Origin of the sequence: Actinophytocola sp., from assembly GCF_035712165.1 — a bacterium.
Classification (GTDB): Bacteria; Actinomycetota; Actinomycetes; order Mycobacteriales; family Pseudonocardiaceae; genus DASYTH01.
The window spans coordinates 1-6,581 of record NZ_DASTBH010000419.1 but is presented as its reverse complement, the minus strand read 5'-3'; the positions used below and the strand labels follow the sequence as shown (position 1 = coordinate 6,581).

General features: G+C 69.5%; 11 protein-coding genes. 5 read left to right on the top strand and 6 right to left on the bottom strand.

The window, feature by feature from the left end; all coding sequences use genetic code 11:
- Both VFO68_RS23320 and VFO68_RS23315 read left to right on the top strand, forming a co-directional pair.
- A partial coding sequence (locus VFO68_RS23320; protein ID WP_325160495.1) for an NADH-ubiquinone oxidoreductase-F iron-sulfur binding region domain-containing protein occupies positions 1-618 on the top strand: 618 nt, incomplete at its 5' end.
- A complete protein-coding gene (locus VFO68_RS23315; RefSeq protein WP_325160494.1) occupies positions 615-854 on the top strand; it encodes a ferredoxin in 240 nt (79 codons plus the stop codon). The genes VFO68_RS23320 and VFO68_RS23315, both read left to right, overlap by 4 nt.
- Position 855: 1 nt before the next feature.
- Here VFO68_RS23315 and VFO68_RS23310 read toward each other — a convergent pair whose 3' ends face one another.
- Positions 856-1,011, bottom strand: a complete 156-nt coding sequence (locus tag VFO68_RS23310; RefSeq protein WP_325160493.1) for a hypothetical protein — start codon at positions 1,009-1,011, stop codon at positions 856-858.
- Positions 1,011-1,937: a class E sortase gene (locus VFO68_RS23305; RefSeq protein ID WP_325160492.1), complete on the bottom strand. Its 927-nt coding sequence runs from the start codon at positions 1,935-1,937 to the stop codon at positions 1,011-1,013. The genes VFO68_RS23310 and VFO68_RS23305 overlap by 1 nt, the downstream gene beginning before the upstream one ends.
- Positions 1,938-2,073: 136 nt before the next feature.
- Here VFO68_RS23305 and crgA point away from each other — a divergent pair, with 136 nt between their 5' ends.
- The gene (crgA, locus tag VFO68_RS23300; protein ID WP_325160491.1) at positions 2,074-2,340 is read left to right on the top strand and encodes a cell division protein CrgA; all 267 of its coding nucleotides are present in this window, start codon (positions 2,074-2,076) and stop codon (positions 2,338-2,340) included.
- Between the two features lie 70 nt (positions 2,341-2,410).
- Entirely contained in the window at positions 2,411-2,827 is a 417-nt protein-coding gene (locus VFO68_RS23295) for a PH domain-containing protein (RefSeq protein ID WP_325160490.1), read from the top strand.
- Position 2,828: 1 nt separating this feature from the next.
- On the opposite strand, the gene VFO68_RS23290 is transcribed toward VFO68_RS23295, so the two are convergent.
- Positions 2,829-3,740, bottom strand: coding sequence for a rhomboid family intramembrane serine protease (locus VFO68_RS23290; RefSeq protein ID WP_325160489.1), 912 nt, complete (start codon positions 3,738-3,740; stop codon positions 2,829-2,831).
- 6 nt (positions 3,741-3,746) lie between these two features.
- Positions 3,747-4,271: a peptidylprolyl isomerase gene (locus tag VFO68_RS23285; RefSeq protein ID WP_325160496.1), complete on the bottom strand. Its 525-nt coding sequence runs from the start codon at positions 4,269-4,271 to the stop codon at positions 3,747-3,749.
- Between the two features lie 127 nt (positions 4,272-4,398).
- On the opposite strand from VFO68_RS23285, the gene VFO68_RS23280 reads away from it, so the two are divergent.
- On the top strand, positions 4,399-5,211 hold the full coding sequence (locus tag VFO68_RS23280) for a hypothetical protein (RefSeq protein WP_325160488.1): 813 nt from the start codon (positions 4,399-4,401) through the stop codon (positions 5,209-5,211).
- On the opposite strand, the gene VFO68_RS23275 is transcribed toward VFO68_RS23280, so the two are convergent.
- Positions 5,208-5,633, bottom strand: a complete 426-nt coding sequence (locus VFO68_RS23275; RefSeq protein WP_325160487.1) for a DUF2020 domain-containing protein — start codon at positions 5,631-5,633, stop codon at positions 5,208-5,210. The genes VFO68_RS23280 and VFO68_RS23275 overlap by 4 nt on opposite strands.
- 129 nt (positions 5,634-5,762) lie before the next feature.
- Positions 5,763-6,098 (bottom strand): hypothetical protein, encoded by a 336-nt coding sequence (locus VFO68_RS23270; protein WP_325160486.1) that lies wholly within the window; start codon positions 6,096-6,098, stop codon positions 5,763-5,765.
- Positions 6,099-6,581 lie beyond the last annotated feature (483 nt).

The window sequence follows — 6,581 nt, the reverse complement described above, 5'->3', positions numbered from 1 at the left end:
ACCGCCGAGGCGCCCGGCACCGCGCTGTTCACGGTGAGCGGGGCGGTGCGCTCCCGCGGGGTGTACGAACTGCCGGTCGGGGTGACCGGCAACGACATCCTGCGGATGGCCGGCGGGCCGACCGAGCCGCTGCAGGGCGTGCTGCTCGGCGGCTACGGCGGAGCCTGGGTGCCACCGAACGTGCTGGCCGCCCCGTTCACCCCGGAGGCGCTGCGCCCACTGCACGCCTCCCCGGGCGCCGGGGTCGTGCTGGCACTGCCGATCGGGGCCTGCGGGCTGGTCGAGACCGTCCGGGTGGCGGCCTGGCTGGCCTCGCAGAACGCCCGGCAGTGCGGGCCGTGCTTCAACGGCCTGCCGGCCATCGCCGACGACCTGGCCCGGGTCACCTGGGCGCGGGACGAGGCCGCGCTCGAGCGGCTCCGGTTCCGCATGAAGATGATCAACAGGCGGGGCGCGTGCGGACATCCGGACGGCGTGGTCAAGCTGGTGGACACGGCGTTGCGGGTGTTCGCCGGCTGCGTCGAACGGCACACCTACGGCCAGGGCTGCGCGGGGCTGTACCGCCCGCCGATGCTGCCGGTGCCGGCCCCGCCGAGTCCGAACGAGGGATGGCGATGACCAGGTCCGGGACGGTTCGGGGCGCGACCACCCAGCGCCTGCACGTCAACATGATCGAATGCGACGGCCACGGGATGTGCGCCGAACTGGTGCCCGAGCTGATCGGACTGGACGAGTGGGGCTACCCGGTGGTCTCCGCCGAGCCGGTGCCGCGACACCTGGCCAAGCACGCCAAGCGGGCCGTGAGCCTGTGCCCGATGCTCGCGTTGAAGCTGGTGAGCCGGCCCGGCCGGTAGCTCAGCCCGCCGTGACGTTGTTGAACGGCAGCAGCGGCTCGAGCCACGGGAAGATGACGAACATCAGCAGGGCGACCACGCCGGCGACCAGCGCGACGGCGAGGCCGACCCGCACCGCCAGCGGGCCGGGCAGGTGCCGCCAGATCCACGCGTACATCAGCCCTCCTGCAGTTCGGCCGGGCGCTTGTCCGGCTCGGCCGGGTTCTTCGTCCACTGGTCGACCAGCACTCCGTGGACGATCAACCGCTGCCGGTCGGAGAACTTCGGGTGGCAGGTGGTCAGCGTCAGCAGGGCCGCCTGCTCACCCTTGCTGATCTTGGTGCCCGGCTTGTGCGGCACCGGCGCGATCACCGCGCCCTGGGTCGGCGAGACGATCTCCATGCCGACGGTCTGCTCGTACTCACCGGGCAGCGGGTTCACCGCCTGCGGCTGACCCTGGGATCCGGTCGCGTTGCAGGCCGGCTTGCCCTGCTTGACCGAGGCCCAGTTCGCCACCTCGTCCTTCTTGGGCAGCATCCGGTAGATGTACCAGGCGTTCTGCGTCTCCACGACGATCGCGTCGCAGGAGCTGAGCAGGTCCAGGTCGTTGAACGGAGCGCCCTTGCCGACCCGGTGGCCGGCGACGGCGAAGTTGCCCGGCTGACCGGGGTAGTCGGTGTCGAGGTAGTGCCCGGGGCCGATCTCCAGCGACCTCTCGCTGGTGCCCTCGATGACGGTGAAGTGGTAGTCCGCGCCGAACGCCGGGATGTAGATCTTGGCGAACCCCTCGCCCTCGTTGAGGCCGTCGAAGTGGTCCACCCGCTCCGGACCCTGCTCGGGGGTCTTCCACCGGTCGTCGAGTTGCTTGGTCGCGTCCTGCTGGAGCCCGGCGGAGATGACGTCGGTGACGTAGACCTCGTAGACCACGAACAGCAGGACGACGACACCCAGAGTGATGAGAACTTCGCCGATGGTGCGGATGACCGTGCGCACGCGGTCCGGTTCGGCGGCACGCCGACGTGGGCGCGGGGACGGAACATCGGGGCCGGTCAGCGCTCCCGATATCCGTCCGGTGCCCTGGCGGGCGTCTTCTACCGTGCCCACGCGTCCTCCCGGAGGAATGAAGACCCTATGCTCTAGTGGTTCGTCACAGTGCTCGGCTACGTTAACGTGTCGGTCAGCGGTACTGCGTGCGTACCGTCACCCGCGAGACTTGCTCCACACCAAATGAGGACGATCGATGCCCAAGTCCAAGGTCCGGAAGAAGGCGCCGTACACCGCGCCGGCCGACCGCCGCACACCGGTGAAGGTGAAGTCGGCAGGACCTTCTCACCCCATCTACGTGGCCGTGATGCTCGGCGTGATGCTGCTGGGCCTGGCGTGGCTGGTCGTCAACTACATCGCGGGCGACAAGATTCCGATCATGAAGGAACTGGGCAACTGGAACTTCGCCATCGGGTTCTCGCTGATGATCGGCGGTCTGCTGATGACCATGCGGTGGCGCTGATCGTTCGTCCGTTCAGTGCACCGTGACTGAACCACACGGCTGTAACTCATCCCCAGTGTGGACAACTGCTGTGGACAACCCTGACCTGCGCGAAATGCACTCCTGGGCGCCGGATCCGCCGCTGGTCGGCCTCGCCTGGGTGTTGGCCGCTCTCGGGGCCGGCGCGGTGTTCCTGATCGGCGATGCGCCCGGCCGGCTGCTGCTCGGCGTGCTGGCCGTCGCGGCCGGTCTCGCCGGCCTGTTCGGCACGGTGGCCCGCCCGCGGCTGGCCGCCGACCCGCAGGGCGTCACGGTGCGCGGGCTGACCGGCCGCCGGCACTGGGCCTGGACCGAGGTGACGGTGCGGCTGACCCACACCCGCCGGCTGGGCCGCGAGATCGCCACCATCGAGCTGGACGCGGACCCGGACCTGGTCGTGCTCGGCCGGCTCGATCTCGGCGCCGACCCGGTCGAGGTCATCGAGACCCTGCGCGCGCTGCGCGCCTGAGTCAGCCGATCTGCACGCAACCGATCCTCGGGTCACAGATCAGCTCGCCGAGCTGGGCGTCCCGGACCACCACCATCCCGATCAGCGCAAGGGTGAGCAGCACCAGCACGCCCGCCTGCCAGGCGGTGCGGTTCTGCCGGGGCGCGTAGACCATCGCCGCCGTGGCGATCGCGCCGACGGCCAGCCCGCCCAGGTGACCGAGCCAGGAGATGTTCTCCAGCCGGAAGCTGAAGTACACGTTGATCCCGATGATGACCAGTACCGGGGTGGGGTTGATCCGTTGCCGGAAGACCACCAGGGCGAGCCCGCCCATCAGGCCGAACACCGCCCCGGACGCCCCGACCACCGGCACGAACAGCTCGCCGAACAGGAACACCGCCACGCTGCCGCCGAGCAGCGACACGAAGTAGACCGCGGAGAACCGCAGCCGGCCGAGCACCGGCTCCAGATCCCGGCCGAGGATGAACAACGCGAGCATGTTCAGGGCCAGGTGGATCGGCCCGGCGTGCAGGAACCCGGCGGTGACCAGCCGCCACCACTCACCGGCCGCGACCAGGATCGGGTACAGCGCCCAGTCGCGGGACAGCTCGCTGTTCGCGTTGTTCAGCAGGCTGCCGGCCTGCGCGGCGGTGATCGCGAAGATGCCGACGTTGAGCGCGATCAGGACCGGCGTCACCACCGGGCGGGTGGGCTGTGCGCCGGCGATCGTGGTGCCGCGCCGGACCTCCCGCCGCCCCTGGTTCACGCAGTCCACGCAGTGGTAGCCCACCGAGGCCTCGACCAGGCACTCCGGGCAGGCCGGCCGTTCACACCGGGTGCAGCGCAGCCCGGTCGGCCGGTCCGGGTGCCGAGCGCACGACGGCAGCGCCGCCTGGGTGCCCCACGGCTGCGTCGGGTCCGGCGGGGTGCCCACCCCCGGTCAGCCCTGGCCGCGGTCGATCGTGATTCGTTCGATCACCACGTCTTCGACGGGGCGTTCACCGGAGGTCTTGGTCCGCGAGATGGCGTCCACCACCGAGCGGGACTCCTGGTCGGCGACCTCACCGAAGATCGTGTGCTTGTAGTTCAGCCAGGTCGTCGGCGCCACCGTGATGAAGAACTGGGAACCGTTCATGTTCGGCCGGCCCGGGTTGGCCATCGCGAGGAGATAGGGACGGTTGAACTGGAGCTCGGGGTGGAACTCGTCGGCGAAGTTGTATCCAGGGCCGCCCCGGCCGGTTCCGGTCGGGTCGCCACCCTGGAGCATGAAGCCGTCGATCACGCGGTGGAAGATCGAACCGTCGTAGTAGGGGCCGGACGGCTCGCCCTTGGCGTTGGCCGGCGAGTAGCTCTTGGTGCCCTCGGCCAGGCCGACGAAGTTGGCCACGGTCTTCGGGGCGTGGTCGGGAAGGAGGTTGAGCCGGATATCGCCCTGCGACGTGTGCAGGGTTGCCGTTACTTTCATTCCAACGAAGGACTCGCTGCTGTCTGCCACCAGGTCATCGTGCCATCTCCGGCAAGATCCGACCGATGGGGGCACGATGGACATGTCCCGGTATTCAACTGGAGCGCACATGGACGAGGTGAAAGCGATGACTCGGGCGGGAGAGGCGGTCGGTAAGGCCGTGTCGGCCAGCCTGGACGCGGTACGTCGCGCCGGACAAGCCGGTGCGGAGGCGACCGCCAAGGCGGCGCACACCGCTGAGCAGAAGCTGACCGAGCACGGCATGGCACCCCAGCAGCTGACCGAGGCGCTTGCCGAAAGCGCCCAGGTCGCGCGGGAGGAGGTGGCGAAGACCACCCGGCGGACCCGGCGCAAGCTCGGCCGCACGGCCAAGCACACCCGCAAGGAGCTCGCCAAGGCCGCCAAGCAGGCGCGCAAGCAGGCCAAGAAGTCGAAGGCGGTGAAGATGGCGCGAACCGAGCTGAAGCGGGCCAAGGAAGAGGCCAAGCTGGCCCGGAAGAACCTCACCGCCCAGGCCGACGCGGTCAAGGCACGCGCCAAGCAGGGCACCCAGACCCTGGTGGCGACCAAGGCCGAGATCAAGAAGGCGGCCAAGGCGGCGAAGAAGGAGTTCAAGTCCGGTGGCCGCAAGCATCGTCGCCGCTGGCCGCTGGTCGTGCTGATCGTCGGCCTCGGTGCTGGAGCGGCGTACCTGCGCAAGGTCAGCCAGCAGTCGTCGTCGACCAGCCCGGAGCCGGCCCGGCCGGCTGCGACGCCGGCCACGCCGAAGCCGGCAGCGCCGAAGCCCGCCGCTTCGAAGCCGGCTGAGTCAGCGGCCTCGAAGCCGGCCGAGTCGGCCGCCGCCAAGGCCGCGGCCGAGAAGGCCGAGCCCGCGGAGTCCGGCGACGGTCAGCGCAACGGCCAGTCCAAGCCCAAACCAGCTGCTCCCAAGAGCAACTAGAGCCCCAGCGCGGAGATAGTCTGCTCGACCACTCGCTTGGCCTTGATGGTCTGCGACTGGTTGGTGGTCACCACGATCGCGGTGTCGTCCTTGGCCACCGCGTACACGGCCCCGGTGTCGGTCGCCTGCGCCCCACCGGTCCAGCCGTTCGGCAGTTGGGCCGGGTTCGACGTCGCCACCGGCGCGACCCGGTCCACCAGCGCTTTGGCCTGCGCGGCGTCGCCCACGTAGACCTGGGTGCTCAACTGCAGCTTGCCGTCCTGCCGGTAGAAGAAGCAGGCCGGCTGCGGCGTGTCCGAGGAGATCCGCACCTTCCCGACGCGCTGCCCGTTCGCATCCGCGATGAACGCGTTCTCGAGGTAGGGACATTTGCCATCTACCGTCGGCGTCGGCGTCGGCGCCGGAGCCGCGGTGCTGCTCACGGTGGGCGCCGTCCCCCCGGTCCCGCCACCCCCCGCACTAGGCGATCCCGCCACCGTCGGCGCTGCGCACCCCGCAACCCCCACCAGCAGGCCCACCACAACCACAACTCGTCTCATAGCGCCCGCTAGTCAACCAGACGAGGGGTATGGCCGCCGTTCCGGACGTTTCGCCGCCAGAAACTCGCCTAGCAGTTCAAACATCCGGGCGGACAGAGCTGTGTCTTCCGGCTCGCCAGCCGCGCTTCCCCACTCCGCCAGGCAAATCTGACGCACCAGCTCCCACCAGACGAGGTTCGCGCCCCGCCCCAGCCGTTCGGCAAGCCACTCCCGGAAGCCGTTGAGCAGCAGCCAGTCCTGCCTTGCGTCACACCCATTGACGAAGGCGACGAACTCCCGGTAGGAGCCGTCGAGCCCATAAGCACCGGGCCTGCGCTGCACGTTCCCAAGGAGGGTGGCGAAGTCCACGGCCAGCCTCCGATCGGGGAGGAGATCAGCTGGAACGTCGTCAAGGCCCGGCGGGTGAAGGAGCACGGCAGGGTGGGTGGAGACGAGGGGAATCGAACCCCTAACCCCTGCCTTGCAAAAGCGATACGGCCGGGCCGCTGACCGCGTAGGACGGGCGGTGAGCTGGGCGAACATCTGTGGTCCTGTGTCGGCCGATGATGGTCGGTTGTCGTCAGTGCCGGGTGTCATGTGCCCCCACCGTGCCCCGTGTGTTCCTGTGTGGAGCACCCGCAAGGAGGGGCTTCCTGCCATCCCGTCGACCTGGCGTGAGCCCGATCGCGCCGTGTCAAGGGGCTGCCTCCACGCACCTCGGGGAGCCTACCGCCAGTGTGGCCCCTTGACACGGCGCGATAGCCCTTGTGGAGGTCGACGGGATGGCAGGACGTTCCCCGACGAAACCGCAGCGTTACGCCGTTCGGGCTATCCCGAAGACCTGCCCGTCCG

Coding starts and splice junctions, on each gene's coding strand:
- VFO68_RS23315 (WP_325160494.1), top strand. CDS start 615: ATGACCAGGTCCGGGACGGTTCGGGGCGCGACCACCCAGCGCCTGCAC.
- VFO68_RS23310 (WP_325160493.1), bottom strand. CDS start 1,011: ATGTACGCGTGGATCTGGCGGCACCTGCCCGGCCCGCTGGCGGTGCGG.
- crgA (WP_325160491.1), top strand. CDS start 2,074: ATGCCCAAGTCCAAGGTCCGGAAGAAGGCGCCGTACACCGCGCCGGCC.
- VFO68_RS23285 (WP_325160496.1), bottom strand. CDS start 4,271: ATGAAAGTAACGGCAACCCTGCACACGTCGCAGGGCGATATCCGGCTC.
- VFO68_RS23280 (WP_325160488.1), top strand. CDS start 4,399: ATGACTCGGGCGGGAGAGGCGGTCGGTAAGGCCGTGTCGGCCAGCCTG.